Source organism: Campylobacter concisus (genome assembly GCF_002913045.1).
GTDB lineage: Bacteria > Campylobacterota > Campylobacteria > Campylobacterales > Campylobacteraceae > Campylobacter_A > Campylobacter_A concisus_AP.
Window position 1 is genome coordinate 105,373 of the sequence record NZ_PPAF01000008.1, and the last position, 12,771, is coordinate 118,143.

A 12,771-nucleotide genomic window follows, 5' to 3' on the forward strand; every position below is an offset into this window, starting at 1 on the left:
TTTTACTCCTTGATTATTGCTTTTTTATGTGTATTTTGCGAGATGAGCTCTATCTCATCGTCTATTTTTAAATCCCTAAGATCGGCTCTCTTGCCATCTTTTCTAACCTCAATAAGTCCCTTCGTTCTCTCAAAAAAGAGCTCTCTCATCTCATAAGCCTTCTCTAGCGAGCTAAGAGCCGAGCCAAGGACTAAAATTTTTCTTTGCACGGCATTTGCTAGGGCGTTTTGCTTATTTGTCACCTCGCTAAATTTTAGCTCGATCATAGCTTTTAGAGCATTTGATGAAAATTTAGAAAGAAGGACATTTAGCAAATTTTGCTTTTTGGTGATCTTTAAATTTAAAGCGCTATCAAGATCGTCGCTGAGCCTATCAAGATACTGGAAAAACGCCTCTTCATCAGGCAGCAGATCAAGCATAGCTGCACTTGGCGTAAGCGACCTACGATCTGCCACAAAGTCGCTTATAACATAGTCTATCTCGTGTCCTATAGCGCTTACGACTGGCGTTTTGGTGGCGTAAATTTCACGCGCCAAGCCCTCGTCGTTAAAGCACCAAAGATCCTCTTTACTACCACCTCCGCGAGCCAAAACTATCACATCAACGCCGTATTTATCGGCTCTTCGTAAAGCCTTTATGAGCGAGCTTGGGGCATTTTCACCCTGAGTTAGCGCGTCAAAAATATAAATTTCGCTTAATTTCCAACGACTAGTCACGACCTTTAGCATATCCTGAAGCGCCGCCGAAGTAGCGCTTGTGACAAGGGCTATTTTCTTAGGTAAATTTGGTATCTCTTTTTTTGCAGCAATGTCAAAAAGGCCCTCATTTTCGAGCTTTTCTTTAAGCTGCCTAAACGCAAGCTCAAGCTCACCCTCGCCATCAGGCAGCATCGCACTAGCCACTAGCTGATACGACCCACTTGGCGAATAAATGGTCACTTTGCCATAAATTTTTACTTTTAGGCCATCTTTTGGTAAGAATTTGACCTTTTGGTTATTCATGCGATACATCACGGCTGAAATGCTTGACTTCTCATCCTTTAGCGTGAAGTACCAGTGCCCAGAAGCGTGCTTAGTAAGGCGCGAAATTTCTCCGCTTACCTCGACGTAGTCAAGTGTGGCTTCAAGCAGTGCCTTTGCTTTTTCGTTTAGCTCAGAAACACTAAGCATTGACTTATCTTACCTTTTTAGCGATAAATAGTGTCGAGATATCCATGCTAAAGCCCTTGCAAAGCTCTATCTCAAAGCCAGCTTCGGCTAGCTCGTCGCAAAAGCTCTTTGCGTCCAAGAAATTTTCGATCGAACTAGGCAGATACTCGTATGCCTCTTTGTTTTTTGAGATAAAGCCACCAATTTTTGGCAAAATTTTACTTAAGTAAAAATCTCTTAGCGAGGTTATAAGGCCCTTTTTCTGGCGTTTTGTAAATTCAAGTACAACTACGTAGCCATTTAAATCAAGCACTCTGTTAAACTCCCTAAGTGCCGCCTTTCGCTCGACCACATTTCTGATGCCATAGCTTATGCTTAAAATTTGAGCCTCACCGCTTGCGAGCGTTGTGTTGTCAGCGTATGCCTCTATAAATTTAAAATTTGGAAATTTCGCCCTAGCCTCTTTTAGCATACCACTTGAGGGATCGATGCCAGTGAGGCTTTTTATCTGCACGCCAAATTCTTTTGAAATTTCACTCCAAAGCCCCATCATATCGCCAGTGCCACAAGCCACATCCACGATATTTATGCTTTTATTTTTAAAAATTTCTAGCATATATCTGCAGGCAAATTTCCTCCAACTCACGTCCACACCAAGACTTAGCACTCTGTTTGCGACGTCATAAGTCGGAGCGATCTGGTTAAACATATCAACGATTTTTTCTTGTTTTTGCATAAATTTGCCCTTTTATATGTAGTAAATTTTTAAATTTCTTGAAATTTTGCGAGTTGCTTTTATAAATTTAAGACGCTTTTTTAGTATCTCTTCTCTACTTTTATAAATTTGCTTGTAAATTTTACTCTCGAGCCTCTCTTTATCTGGCATTTCTGGAAGCCTTTTAAGGATACCAAGCCAGACGTCATAGTCTTGAAGATTGCCAAAAATTTCTTGCATCTGCTTTAGCTTCTCTTCATACTTTTTAAGCCCTTCAAAATAGAAAACTTCACATAAAAACTCGTATGTATATCTCATCTTTTTAAGCTCTATCCTAAGATCATGAAAGCTCTCATTTGGGCAGTCTTGATTAAGGCTTTTTAGCCTTTTTTGAGCTAAAACTAAAAGCATTCTAAGCTTAAACGAACCAAGGCGCGAAAGGCTTACATCAAAGAGTTTTGACTTATAAAATTCACCCTCATTTAAAAATATCTCCCACTCTTTTAAAAATGCGTAGTTTTCTTCGTTACCAAGGTAGCTTTTTACATTTTCATACTCTAAATCTAGAGCCTTTTTCACAAAATATATAGGCTCATTTGCATGTTTTTGCTCGTTTAAAAAGCTCAAAAATACATCCAAATCTCGCTTTTTGTTTGTCGAGTTTGCAAGCATTTTAAAATTCTCACCAAAAAAAAGTGTCACTTTCTCATCAAAAACGCCACTAAAAATTTTAAGGATCGATCTAACCTTTCTTAAATTTACGCGAAGCTCATGCAAAACTTCTTCATCTTTGTCTATCAAATACTGGTTTTTTAGCCTTTTTATTACTTTAAAAATACTAACAAAAAGGACTCTTAGCGCCTCGCCGCTTTTTAGATTTGCAGCAAAATTTGGAAGAATTTCTTTTTCTTTTATGATCTTATAGGCTCTTTTGTAGTCGATTTGTTCATTTTCATTAGCATGGATGGCAAGAAATTTGTTTTTATATCTTTTATCGCAAGTTACATCACTTAGGCAAAAATTTTCTAAAAATGGTGGCAGCTTGAAAAAGACGGCTTCATTTTCATCGCTAAATTCGATTTCAAATGTACAAAGCCCGTTTAGTTCATTTTTAAAAATATCGATATTGCAAGGATTGTTATTTAGTTTAAAAGTGTATCTATCTTTTAAGATGACGCTACCGATGCGGTTTTTAAGAGCCTTTTTAAACTCCACTTTTTCGCAAAATTCTTCATTTTCTTCTCTGATTAGATCTTTGCCGATCTTTACAGTTTTTATAAATTTATCCTCTTCACTTCGAAAGCGAATCTCTTCATTTTGCGTTATCTTGGTATAAAATTGAGAAATTTCAAGATGTTTAAAGACTACTCCAGCTTCTTTTAAAAAATCTAGAATTTGAGAATTTTTGAGTAAAAATTTACGCTCTATCTCCAAACTCACATTTTTCTCCAAAATTTTTTGTTCATTTTAGCAAGTTAGTGCTTAAAACAATGAGAAAAATGCTAAATCTAGGTTTATTTTAAAAGTATTTTTATAAGAAAAAAGATGGAATTTATGCTGCTAAATAGCAACATAAATTCTACTTACAGTGTTTACAGCTTTTTACGCTAGCTACGATATTTAGACGTTCTATTATATTTCCGATCTTCTTTTCTAGTGCCTCTTGATATTTGCCAAGCTCAGCATCATCGTAGCTCACGTCCTCAACGCTTCCACAGCTTTCGCAAACTACATGAATATGTGGATATTCGTAGATGTCGTATCTAGCTTTTTGATTGACGATATTTACTTCGACTACGAGACCTTCGTCTTTTAAAGTATTTAAATTTTTATAAACTGTCGCAAGAGAAACTGATGGGCTCTCTTTTAAAATCTCATCATAAAGCTCATCAATCGTTGGATGCGTGTGGCGATCAAGAATTCTTAAAACGCTAAGGCGCTGTGGCGTGACTTTTAGCCCAGATTGCTTTAATAATGATACGTATTGCATAATGCTTTTCCTTGTTTTTATTTTGGCTTATGCTAGCAAAAATAATATTAAACGTTACTTTATTAAATGATATTAATTATTTTCTAGTAAATTTTTGGTAATCTGCTCGGCACTTATACCAAGATACTTTTCAACATCAGCAGTTGAACCATGTGGGATAAATTTATCTTCATACTCAAAGCTAATGACGCTTATATTTGAAATTTTATTTTCTTGTAAAAATGCACTTACTATCTCACCAATACCACCTTTTTTGGCACTATCGCTAAAGATGTACCATTTTTTAGTGCGTTTTGCAAGATCCAGTAAAAGCTCACTATCAAGCGGCTTTGCAAAGACAAGATCAACCAATATCGCATCAAGCTTGCCACTTAGTAAATTTCTAACCAAATTTGCCCTACCAACGCCGTTACCATAGCCTAAAAATGCGATATCACTCTTTGCGTCAGCTAAAATTTCACCCTTGCCAAACTCAAGTGGCTTAGCTTCAAACTCATCTCTTAAGATAAATGCCCCACGCGGATATCTAAATGCGCTAACACCCTTGTAAGAGTAGGCAAATTCCATAACATTTTTCATACTCTCTTCGCATCTTGGGGCAAAAAGAACCATGTTTGGCACAGCGTTTAAAAAGCTTATATCAAACGCACCCTGATGCGTTTCGCCATCCTCACCTACGATACCAGCCCTATCCATCGCAAACGTGATGTTTAAATTTAAAATAGAAGCATCGTGAATGACCTGATCGTAGGCTCTTTGCATAAATGTCGAGTATATCGCGACAAATGGCTTAAAGCCCTCTTTTGCCATGGCTGACATAGATGTGACTGCATGCTGCTCAGCTATCGCTACGTCCCAAAAGCGGTCTGGAAATTCTTGTATCAAGGCGTCCATACCAGTACCTGTTGGCATCGCGGCCGTTACGCCAACGATGTCACTATGCTCTCTTGCCATCTTTAAAAGCCGCTCGCTAAAGATCGCCGTGGCTGACTTGTTTGACTGTCTTTTGATAAATTCGCCACTTTTTAGATCAAATGGCCCAACTCCGTGCCAATTTTCATAGCACCCCTCAGCAAATTCATATCCTTTGCCCTTTAGTGTCTGCACATGAACAATGACTGGTTTTTTCATACTTTTTGCTGTCTCAAATGTGCTAAGAAGTGCGCCTAAATCGTGTCCATCAACTGGCCCAATATACTCAAGTCCAAGCTCTTCAAAAAACATGCCAGGAGTTATAAGCCTTATACCCTCTTCGATACGCCTAGCCATATATGCAGCTGAATCTGGCATATAGCTTAGAAATTTCTCAACCCTGCCCTTAAATTTTTGATAAAACTGCCCTGCCATCATCTGGCTTAGATACTTGCTAAGCGCGCCTATGGGCTTGCTTATGCTCATCTCGTTGTCGTTTAGGATGATGACGCAAGGGTACTTTCTATCGCCTAGCTCATTTAGCGCCTCGTACGCCATTCCGCCACTTAGTGAGCCATCGCCTATGACAGTTACTGGGATACGATCTTCGTTTTTAAGTTTTATAGCCTTTGCAGCACCAACTGCAAGCGAAATGGATGTCGAGCTATGACCTGCCACAAAGTAGTCAAAGTTACTCTCGCTTGGCTTTGTATAGCCACTGATGCCGTTAAATTTTCTAAGCGTATCAAAGCTCTCCCAGCGTCCAGTCAGCAGCTTATGTGCATAGCTTTGGTGGCTCACATCAAAAATAAATGGATCTTTTGTCACATCAAAAATTTTATGCATCGCCACAATGATCTCAACTGCACCGATGTTTGAGCTAAGGTGACCGCCATTTTTGCTAACGGTGGCTAAAATTTTATCCCTGATGTCATGACAAAGTGCGTTTAGTTCATCAACATCTAAACTTTTAACGTCTTTATTCATTATTTACCAGCATTTTTAGTTTTTCTAGCCTTGTTTGTATAGTCGCATCGATATTGCCACCATCACTTATAATAACCACACCGCCTTTGCTTATAGCATCATCAGCACTTATCTTGACGTGTTCATTCTTGCTAAATTGCTCTTTTAGATACTCACTATCTTCAGGATTTACACGAATTTCTATATTTTTGACATTACTTAGCTCTTTTATAAGCGAGCTTGCTAGATGATGAGCGATCTGATTTGAAGAGGTTGAAATTTCTTTATCGATTACTTCTTTTGCGATTTTTATAGCAGTTTGACCAAGCTCACCCTCGATCTTATTTAAAAACTCATCAAATTTAACGTACTGCTCTTCAAGTTTTGCAGCTGAAGTGCTAAATCTAGCCTCTAACTCATTTATCCTTGCTTCATTTGCCGCATTTGCTTGGGCGATACCCTCATTTTTGCCATCCTCTTTTGCACGAGAAATTTCAGCCTCAAGGCGTTTAGCAAATTCGCTCTCTTGATTTTCTATTTGCATTTGAAGTTTGATGATATTGCTACTTAGCTCATCTGTTTTTTTAAGCAGTTCTTCGACAAAGCTCGACTCACCTGCTTGCTGTATTTGTGGACTTTGAGCCTGAGGAGCAAAGTGATTTTGTGAGTTTGCCTGCGTTTGGTGGCTAGTTTGAGGAATGAAATTTTCACCCTTTTGCCCAAAATTTTGCTCACTTAGCTCTTCACTAAGATTATTTTCTTCTATCAATACAGGAGCACTATCTGCGGCTCGCTCTCCAACTCCAAGCACCTTAAATCTGTAATTTTCTATAAAGTGAGCTGGAGAAGTTTCACTGGTTATTACGCTGCTTTTCATTCTATCATCTCATCTGCTTCGCCGACTTGGAACACACCTTGATCAGCTAGAGTTTGCACTGTCTCTACTATGCGTCTTTGAGCCTCTTCAACATCTTTTACACGCACCGCACCAAGATATTGCATCTCCTCTTTAAAAGCTTCTGCTGCACGCTGAGACATATTTGATAAAAATTTATCCTTTATGCCGTCGCTTGAGCCCTTAAATGCGACCATAAGGTCTTTTTTGTCGACATTTTTAAGAATTTCTCTAATCGCAGTTGCGTTAAGGTTGATAATATCTTCAAATGTAAACATAAGCTCTTTAATCGTTGTTGCAAGCTTATCATCGCTTTGCTCAATACGCTCAATCGTGCTTTTACTAGCTTTTTGCCCAAGTCTATTAAGCACTTCTGCCACAGCTCTTGGACCGCCAACTTCGACTTTATAAGATGTAAGACTTTCGAGTTTACCCTCAAGTACGGTTGAAACACGCTTAATTACCGATGGGCTAATATCACCAAGATTTGCCATTCTAATAACGACTTCGCTTCTTAGCTCATCTGAGAAAAAGCTAAGCGTTTCAGCAGCACTTGTTGAGTCCATGTGAGCTAGTATTAGCGCTATGGTTTGAGGGTGCTCTTTTATGATAAAGTCTGCGAGTTGCTGTGGTTTTATCTTATCAAGATAGCCAAAGCTTTTTGAGTTTTCCATGCTTTTTGCAAGCTTGTCTAAAATTTTCTGAGCTGCCTCTGGACCAAATGTGCGGTACAAAATTTCTTTTGCGTACTCTAAACCGCCACTTCTCATATATTGATTTGACTGCATTAGCGCGTAAAATTCTTCTAGTACGGCACTTGCGACTTGTTTGTCTATGTTTTTCGCGGTTGCGATATAGCCTGAAATTTCAGTGATGACATCAACATCCATGTGAGAAAATATAAGAGCAGTTGCCTCTTCGCCAAGCTGAATCAGCAAAATAGCAATCTTTTCAGGCATCGATAGATCATCATAAATCATTTTTTGCTTGTCATTTAGCTTTATTGACATCAAATTTCCTTACGCATATTAAAGTCGCTGTCATTTTTTACCATATCTTGAAGTAGCATTGCTATCTCTTCATTTCTTTCTGTGATGATCGCTCTCATTTTCTCAAGTAAAACATCGTATTTTAATTCATCTTCATTAAAATCGCCACTAAGTCCTAGTTGCTCTTCGACCTTTTTGCGAGCAGCTTTAAATTTCTCAAGTGTATCTTCAGCATCTACCTCAATATCTTCAAGACCATCTTGAACTTGCTCCTCTTCTTCTTTTGTCTCTTCAAGCATCTTTTGCATAAATGGCACAATGACTTTTTTATAGAAAATATAAAGCAACAATGCTGCAAAAATATATTTTAGTAGTGGCATAAATGGCACCACATAGTTATTCACAAAGCCATCCATTTTCTCACTAGCGCTTATATCTTTGCCGGTTTTAAACTCAAAGTTATCTAAGCTTACTTCATCGCCTCTATTTTGGTTATAGCCGATTGATTGTTTGATTAAATTTGTGATTGATTCTCTTTGCTCTTTAGAAAGTGGAGTAAATTCCACCTCGCCAGTTGGCTTGCCGTTGCTATCTTTTTTACTCTGATAAAGTCCGTCTATAACGACAGCCGCACTCACTCTATTTATGCTAGCAAACTGTCCTTTGATGCTTGTTACTTTCTTTGAAATTTCATAGTTTGTCTGCTGTGAGCTTTTATTGTACTGCTCTTTTAAAGTGTTATCATCAAGGCCTTGAACAGGGCCTATGTTGCTAACCGCACCTGGTACGCCGCCCACTTCATTTGGTGCTGAGCCTTGGCGTTTTTCCTCGATATTGCTTTCACTTCTTACGACGTTATTTGGGTCATAAACTTCACTTTTTGTATCTTTTTTGTCAAAGTCAAAGTCGATATTTACCTTTGCTACGACCTTGTCCGCACCGCCCACGATAGGAGCTAGCACATTTACGATCTTTTGCTCATAGTTATTTTCAAACTCACGTTTATAGCGTATCTGCTGGGCTATAGCGTCACTATCAAACTCACCATCTTCATCGCCAAGTGCGACGCCGTCTTGATTTACTATCTTGACATTTTCTGTGCTTAAATTTGTAACTGAGGCAGCAACTAGGTTTTTAATGCCAAAAATTTGCTTCGCATTTAAACTAACGCCTGGCTTTAGCTCAACGACGATAGAAGCGGTTGGCAGTGCTTGTCTTTCAGTAAAGACGCTCTCTTTAGGGATAGCGATACGAACAGTCGCTTTTTGGATAGAAGAAAGACTCTCGATCGTTCTAGCTAGCTCACCCTCAAGCGCTCTTTGAAATTTTACTCTCTGCTCGGCATCAGTCGCACCAAATTCTTGCTTATCAAAAATTTCAAAGCCGATTTTGCTCTCTTTTGGTATTCCAAGCGTTGCAACAGCGATACGCTCTTTATAGACATCACTCGTTGGCACAAGAATAGTGCCTTCGTTTGCTAATTTATATTTAATTCCATCTTTGTTTAGCTGATCAAGTATTAAGGCAGAATCATTTGGGCTAATGTTTTCAAAAAGGACGCTATAACCTGCAAAATTTTCATTTTTGCTTTTATAAAGTGTTAAAAACACTAAAAATGCCACGACCAAGATGATAGAGCTAGCTGCAACGATTTTTTGCTTTAATGAAAGCTTTTGATAAATTTGACTTATTTGATGAAGTAATGCCTTAAAATCCATATCCCTACTTTAAAATTTGCTTTAATTCTTCAAAAACCCTATCGTTTTGCCATGCCTGACCGATGGTGATTCTCACCGCATTTAAGGCATAGCTTTTTAGATCTCGCAAAATTATACCCTTTTTTAGCATCTTTTCGCATATCTGGCTTGATTTTGGCTCGTTAAATTTAAAAGTTATGAAATTCGTATAGCTTGGGATAAACTCAATGCCATTTTGCTTTGCAAATTCTTCATATCTCTTCATTTGCTCAAAGTTATTTTGCATGGTTTGCTGCACAAACTCATCATCACCAAGTGCCACGATCGCAGCTCTTAGGCTTGGAGTTGTGATGTTAAACGGAGCTCTTAGTTTTGAGAGAGCACCTATGATCTCTTCATTTGCCACACCATATCCCACGCGCATACCACCAAGCGCATAAGCTTTAGAAAATGTTCCAAGATAGATGGCATTTTTAAATTTCACCACCTCGCTTGGCCTTATCTCTTTTTTGCTATCTTTAAATTTTGCAAATTCATTGTAGGCACAATCAAGCACAACAAGCGTGTTTTCACCAATATTTTTTATAAATTTATAGACCTCATCGGCATCGATGCACTCGCCCAAAGGGTTGTTTGGCAGGCAAAGAAAAATGATAGAAATTTCATCTTTGTGCGCGTTATAAATTTCTAAAAACTCACCCAGATCATGCTCTACACTCTTTGTGCGGTAAATTTTAGCTCCAGTTTGTTTTGCATAAATTTCATACATCGCAAATGTCACACCAGCCATCAAAACGCCACTTTGCTTATTTGTCTTTGCGTGAAGTGCGTATTCTATGATCTGGTCACTTCCAGAGCCGATGATTAAATTTTTGCTAGTTACGCCAAATTTCTTAGCCAGCCCTTCTTTTAGCTCAAAGTAACTATCGTCTGGATAGAGATGCGCTTTTTTAGCGACCTCTTTTAGCGTCTCCTCTACGCGTTTGCTCGTACCAAAAGGGTTTTCGTTACTAGCTAGCTTGATTACATCTTTTGCCTCGATACCAAATTCTCTAACTACAAGCTCGATTGGCTTTCCAGCCTCGTAATTTACTAGATCATCTAAAAAGTCATTAAATTTCATTACTCATCTCCGTTTAAATAGCTTCCAAGCCATGTTATCTCAGCGCCACTCTCTTTTGCGAGTTCAAAGGCGTTTTGCACCTTCTCATCGTCGATATGCCCTTCAAAGTCAAGGTAAAAAATAGACTTAAATTCGCGTTGCTTAATAGGGCGTGACTCAAGTTTTGTGATATTGATATTTTCATTTTTAAAGATAGAAAGCAGATCAGCAAGGCGTCCTGGACTATGATCAGTTTTTGCTAGGATCGAAGTTTTCGAGCTTTCAACTCTTGCATTTTTAAAATCGCTTAAAATCAAAAATCTCGTTCTATTAGCCATATTGTCTTCAATCGTCTCATAAACGATCGGTACGTTATAAATTTTTGCTGCGATCTTTGAGCAAATGGCAGCTGAATTTCTATCCATTGATGCCATATATGCAGCTGCTGCGGTTGATTTTGCTGGGATAAATTCGACCTCATTTAACAGGTGATCTTCTAAAAATTTACGGCACTGGTTGTAGCCTTGCGGATGCGAGTAAATTCGCTTTATCTCTTTTAAATTTTCATTTATGCTAACAAAGCTATGATGGATATCCACATAAAGCTCAGCAACTATTTTTATATCACTAAATTTACTCAAACAATCAAGCGTAGCGCCAACAGCGCCTTCGGTATTATTTTCAATAGGCACAACGCCATATTTCGCCTCTTTTTGAGCTAGCTTTGTAAAAACCGCCTCGATGGTCGCAAGTGGCAAATATGAACTCATCGCACCAAATCTACTCTGAGCCGCCTGATGCGTGTAAGTGCCTTCAGGCCCTAAATAGACGATCTTTTGAGGCATTTCTAAATTTCTACTTACAGCAAAAATTTCAAGATAAATGGCTTCAATAGCAGCTTTATTTAAAGCTTTGTCTTTGCTAAGACTAGTTAGTCGGTTTATGATGGCTCGCTCACGCTCAGGACGATATATAGGCGTCCCACTAGTTTGTTTTAGCTTGCCGATTTGCTCAACTAAAATCATCCTTTCATTTAGTTTATTTAAGATGAGATCATCGATCGCATCGATCTCTTTTCTAAGCTCATTTAGCTCTTGCATCAGCGCTCTCCAAAAATTCTCTCTCAAGTGCCACGACATCTTCAAAGCTCTCACGTCTTCTTATGAGTCTATCTTTGCCATCAAGCACGCAAACTTCAGCGGCTCTGTTTCTTGTGTTGTAGTTTGAACTCATACTAAAACCGTAAGCTCCAGCACCTTTTACCACGATGATATCGCCACTATCGCACTCTGGCAGCTCTATATCTTTTGCTAAAAAGTCGCCACTTTCACAAACTGGACCAACCACATCGCATGGGCCTAAATTTTTATCTTTGCCACAAACAAAAATTTCATGGTGAGCACCATAAAGGCTTGGTCTAATAAGATCATTCATCGCGCCATCAGTGATGACAAATCTCTTTTTGCCATTAAATTTTTCATATAAAACGCTTGCGACAAAGTAGCCAGCATTACCTACGATAAAGCGCCCTGGCTCGCAAACGATAGTTGCGTCTTGACCCTTTAGTGCGCCCAAAATTCCTTGTGCATAGTCATATAAATTTATCTCTTTTTCATCGTTATAGATGATGCCAAGTCCGCCACCAACATCAAAAAATTTGATATCAATCTCAAGTGCTCTTAGCTCTCTTAAAAGCTCGCTAACGATATTTGCAGCGTCTATTATCGGGCTTAGCGAAGTTAGTTGCGAGCCGATATGAAAATGTATACCAGTTGGCTCAAGAGAGTCTGAAGCTTTAGCGTGGATGTACATTCTTTTAGCTGTTTCAGCATCAACGCCAAATTTATTTTCATTTAGCCCTGTCGAGATATATGGGTGAGTTTTTGCATCGACACCTGGATTTACCCTAATGCTAATTCTTGCATTTAAGTTTAGCCCTTTTGCGATCTTTTCAAGTCTTAAAAGTTCAGCAAAGCTCTCGACATTTATGAGTAAAATCTCATTTTTTAAAGCTTCTTTTAACTCTTCATCGCTCTTGCCAACACCGCTAAAAATAATCTGATATCTCTTTGCTCCTGCTAAAAGTGCTCTTTTTACTTCACCAATGCTAACACAATCAAATCCAGCTCCAAGATTAGCTAGAAATTTCAAAACACTTAGATTTGAGTTTGCTTTTACAGCGTAGCAAACTAGAGATTTTCTAGCAAAAAATGCATTTTTTAGTGCTTCATAGCGGTTTTTTATGTGGTTAAAATCATAAATGTAAAGTGGGGTTTTGTATCTATTTGCAAGCTCTTTAAAATCCATAAAATAGCCTTTATTAAAATGGCTTGATTTTACAAAAAGCTTACCAAAAT

Annotated in this window: 11 protein-coding genes; all 11 read right to left on the reverse strand. The window is 38.4% G+C overall.

Annotation, left to right across the window (positions count from 1 at the left end; genetic code table 11):
- Positions 1 to 2: 2 nt before the first annotated feature.
- Entirely contained in the window at positions 3 to 1,169 is a 1,167-nt protein-coding gene (gene xseA / locus CYP43_RS01675) for an exodeoxyribonuclease VII large subunit (protein ID WP_103582275.1), read from the reverse strand.
- Positions 1,170 to 1,173: 4 nt separating this feature from the next.
- Complete coding sequence (gene ubiE, locus CYP43_RS01680; RefSeq protein WP_103582276.1) at positions 1,174 to 1,884, reverse strand: bifunctional demethylmenaquinone methyltransferase/2-methoxy-6-polyprenyl-1,4-benzoquinol methylase UbiE; 711 nt, start codon at positions 1,882 to 1,884, stop codon at positions 1,174 to 1,176.
- Positions 1,885 to 1,896: 12 nt separating this feature from the next.
- The gene (locus CYP43_RS01685; protein ID WP_258032123.1) at positions 1,897 to 3,303 is read right to left on the reverse strand and encodes a CHAD domain-containing protein; all 1,407 of its coding nucleotides are present in this window, start codon (positions 3,301 to 3,303) and stop codon (positions 1,897 to 1,899) included.
- 139 nt (positions 3,304 to 3,442) lie between these two features.
- Positions 3,443 to 3,853 carry a Fur family transcriptional regulator gene (locus CYP43_RS01690; RefSeq protein WP_054197019.1) on the reverse strand — a complete coding sequence of 137 codons (411 nt, stop codon included), beginning with the start codon at positions 3,851 to 3,853 and terminating at the stop codon, positions 3,443 to 3,445.
- Positions 3,854 to 3,925: 72 nt separating this feature from the next.
- Positions 3,926 to 5,752, reverse strand: coding sequence for a 1-deoxy-D-xylulose-5-phosphate synthase (gene dxs, locus CYP43_RS01695; RefSeq protein WP_103582277.1), 1,827 nt, complete (start codon positions 5,750 to 5,752; stop codon positions 3,926 to 3,928).
- A complete protein-coding gene (gene fliH, locus CYP43_RS01700; RefSeq protein WP_103582278.1) occupies positions 5,745 to 6,608 on the reverse strand; it encodes a flagellar assembly protein FliH in 864 nt (287 codons plus the stop codon). The genes dxs and fliH overlap by 8 nt, the downstream gene beginning before the upstream one ends.
- Complete coding sequence (gene fliG / locus CYP43_RS01705; RefSeq protein ID WP_021091747.1) at positions 6,605 to 7,636, reverse strand: flagellar motor switch protein FliG; 1,032 nt, start codon at positions 7,634 to 7,636, stop codon at positions 6,605 to 6,607. Before fliG ends, fliH begins: the two co-directional genes overlap by 4 nt.
- On the reverse strand, positions 7,636 to 9,333 hold the full coding sequence (fliF, locus tag CYP43_RS01710) for a flagellar basal-body MS-ring/collar protein FliF (RefSeq protein WP_103582279.1): 1,698 nt from the start codon (positions 9,331 to 9,333) through the stop codon (positions 7,636 to 7,638). Before fliF ends, fliG begins: the two co-directional genes overlap by 1 nt.
- A 4-nt stretch (positions 9,334 to 9,337) precedes the next feature.
- Positions 9,338 to 10,435 carry a histidinol-phosphate transaminase gene (hisC, locus tag CYP43_RS01715; RefSeq protein WP_103582280.1) on the reverse strand — a complete coding sequence of 366 codons (1,098 nt, stop codon included), beginning with the start codon at positions 10,433 to 10,435 and terminating at the stop codon, positions 9,338 to 9,340.
- Entirely contained in the window at positions 10,435 to 11,514 is a 1,080-nt protein-coding gene (pheA, locus tag CYP43_RS01720) for a prephenate dehydratase (protein WP_103582281.1), read from the reverse strand. The genes hisC and pheA overlap by 1 nt, the downstream gene beginning before the upstream one ends.
- The gene (gene lysA, locus CYP43_RS01725) at positions 11,498 to 12,721 is read right to left on the reverse strand and encodes a diaminopimelate decarboxylase (protein WP_103582282.1); all 1,224 of its coding nucleotides are present in this window, start codon (positions 12,719 to 12,721) and stop codon (positions 11,498 to 11,500) included. Before lysA ends, pheA begins: the two co-directional genes overlap by 17 nt.
- Positions 12,722 to 12,771: the final 50 nt, after the last annotated feature.

Excerpts from the sequence above, each read along its gene's own strand:
- xseA (WP_103582275.1), bottom strand. The coding sequence starts at position 1,169 with ATGCTTAGTGTTTCTGAGCTAAACGAAAAAGCAAAGGCACTGCTTGAA.
- ubiE (WP_103582276.1), bottom strand. The coding sequence starts at position 1,884 with ATGCAAAAACAAGAAAAAATCGTTGATATGTTTAACCAGATCGCTCCG.
- CYP43_RS01690 (WP_054197019.1), bottom strand. The coding sequence starts at position 3,853 with ATGCAATACGTATCATTATTAAAGCAATCTGGGCTAAAAGTCACGCCA.
- dxs (WP_103582277.1), bottom strand. The coding sequence starts at position 5,752 with ATGAATAAAGACGTTAAAAGTTTAGATGTTGATGAACTAAACGCACTT.
- fliH (WP_103582278.1), bottom strand. The coding sequence starts at position 6,608 with ATGAAAAGCAGCGTAATAACCAGTGAAACTTCTCCAGCTCACTTTATA.
- fliG (WP_021091747.1), bottom strand. The coding sequence starts at position 7,636 with ATGTCAATAAAGCTAAATGACAAGCAAAAAATGATTTATGATGATCTA.
- fliF (WP_103582279.1), bottom strand. The coding sequence starts at position 9,333 with ATGGATTTTAAGGCATTACTTCATCAAATAAGTCAAATTTATCAAAAG.
- hisC (WP_103582280.1), bottom strand. The coding sequence starts at position 10,435 with ATGAAATTTAATGACTTTTTAGATGATCTAGTAAATTACGAGGCTGGA.
- pheA (WP_103582281.1), bottom strand. The coding sequence starts at position 11,514 with ATGCAAGAGCTAAATGAGCTTAGAAAAGAGATCGATGCGATCGATGAT.
- lysA (WP_103582282.1), bottom strand. The coding sequence starts at position 12,721 with ATGGATTTTAAAGAGCTTGCAAATAGATACAAAACCCCACTTTACATT.